We start from the raw sequence: 2,127 nt of genomic DNA, 5'->3' as shown, positions 1-2,127 counted from the left end.
GTATTTATTTTTATCATTTTCAAAATTATTTTTCTTGTGAGCAATATAAATATCTTTACCTTCGCTCTCTAGTTTTTCAAAATTACCATTATAGCCATTTTCACTACTAATTTGGTCTAACATCTCTAACATTGTCTCAGGATTGTTAATAAAAGTTACTCCTTGATAATACTCTATTTGTGCATTTAGCATTTTATTTTTTGTTTTTTTATAGCTATCAAATGCTATGATTTCTTCATTTTCATCATGGCTAGACAAATAACTTGAATACTTCCCATCCTCCGGAAACAACATCCTAAACCCTTGCAGTTTAGACTCTAGCAAATAATACCCTGGCTCTTCTTCTTTCGTTGACACCATGTACTCTCTCGTTTTCTCGTCCTGAAACGCCGGAACTTGCGGCAGGTCTTTTGGATCCATGTCTTTTGGTTTTACGGCTTCTGTTTTATTGTCATTTGTGGTGTTTTTATCATTGTCATGCATACTGCATCCTCCTGTCAGGGCAAGTAATAAGCTGAAGCAAATAAAGATGATCTTTTTCATTACGAACCTCCACGGGTTTTGTGAGAATAGTATTCTATTTTTATATCAAAAATCACTAGTGTTGCATAAATTTTGACTGAATTTTCTGCTTTCTTGTTTTTACTCATGAGAAGAAAAACAAAGACATTTGAATAGAGGTAGTTAACATCCATTTTTTTACTATAATCTTTGACGAGTGCAACAGACCTGTGAAATTCTTTAGGGCACGGTTTTCCCTACGATTTTTCGTAGCCATAAATGAGCGGATTTCCATGGTGCCGCTTTGAGTAAGCGACTAATTTGTAAGTACGTCCTTGAACTGTTCGTGTTCAGCTGTGCCAGTACATTTAGGCAATATACAATCATTGCGATATACACTTGATTATGTACGCCTTGTTCGCTCTGCGCGTAGAACTTTTTGATGTTCAGGTGCTGCTTCAGCCATTTAAAAAATAGCTCGATTGCCCAGCGCGACTTATATAACTCAGCGATTTCGTCAGCGCTTAAATCAAATCGATTTGTGATCAGATGCAGTTCGTTTCCTTTTGAATCGAGCACTTTGATGAGGCGAAAAGCGTTTTCTGCACGGTTTTGTGGTGTACCAATCAAAACCATTTCATCTGAAAACACAAGCGAGTCTTCAGGCAGTTTAAATGGCTCGATTACACGAATGACAGCGTTTTTTCGTAAGCGTGACACAAAGAAATACCCATCGTCTGTCATGCGGTCAAATCGTTCATAATCCAAGTAACCCCGGTCAAAGACGTACATGCATTCTTTGTCGTCAACGAGTACTTCCAGCTGACCACGATCATGTTCTTTCGCGTTTGTCAGCACCGCTTTATCTGGATAGGAACAGCCTTTTTCTGCGTAAACAAGACGTAAATGAAGCTTGATGCCCGACTTTGTTTTACGGAATTCAGCCCACTTATGGTTTTTCAAGTTCAATGGCAACGTACTCGAGTCGATAATTTTCAGTGGTGTTGTCGTTTCTCGGCGCTGCTCATAATGTGATTTCTCGTGAATTTGGGCAACTAAATCCAAAAATACCTGTTGGAACACTTCAGTCGGCACTTGATTTAATCGGCGTCCGAGCTGCGAAAAGCTAATCGCTTCTAAATGCGTCGCTTTTTGAAGGTCGTCAGAAAATAATGTCTCACTGACTGCACGCAGACTCTCGGTTTCATTGAGCTGAGCGAATACGAACAATTTCAAGAATGACGCAATATGTAGCTTCTTTGTATAGTAATTTAATTGATAGCTTTCAACCAATTCCTCGAGTTTTGTGAAGAAAATCGGTGAAAACCATTGTTCAAATGATGTTTTTCGTGTAAACTTATCCATGCTTATTGTCCTTTATTTTGGATTTGGATGGTTTATTACCGCCCTACCATTATAAAGGCTTTTTTTATGCAAAGATAAAATTACTGAAAATTTAGATTTTTATAAATCGTTGAATTATTTTAATGCGACACTAGTGTTATTTTATAAAAAAATTGAAACCTTTTGAAACGAAGCTCGTATACATACAGACCGGTGAAGGCAGAGGTTAGATACCGTGGCGGCATTGCACGAGCGGTCGATCACCGGCAAGGGGCGAGTCGT

The 2,127-nt window shown here is 38.3% G+C and carries 2 protein-coding genes; both read right to left on the bottom strand.

Annotation, left to right across the window (positions count from 1 at the left end; translation table 11 throughout):
* Nucleotides 1-543, bottom strand: a 543-nt coding sequence (locus ACWF4Z_RS38190) for a hypothetical protein (RefSeq protein ID WP_452248098.1), incomplete at its 3' end; no start/stop codon positions are given.
* Between the two features lie 198 nt (nt 544-741).
* Nucleotides 742-1,866, bottom strand: a complete 1,125-nt coding sequence (locus ACWF4Z_RS38185) for an IS4-like element IS4Bsu1 family transposase (protein WP_452248097.1) — start codon at nt 1,864-1,866, stop codon at nt 742-744.
* Nucleotides 1,867-2,127: the final 261 nt, after the last annotated feature.

The sequence above is a fragment of the Kribbella sp. NPDC055071 genome (assembly GCF_053608045.1).
This window is presented reverse-complemented; position numbering and strand designations above follow the sequence as displayed.

Bases quoted from the DNA above. Each gene is read 5' to 3' on its own strand.
- ACWF4Z_RS38185 (WP_452248097.1), bottom strand. From the start codon at position 1,866: ATGGATAAGTTTACACGAAAAACATCATTTGAACAATGGTTTTCACCG.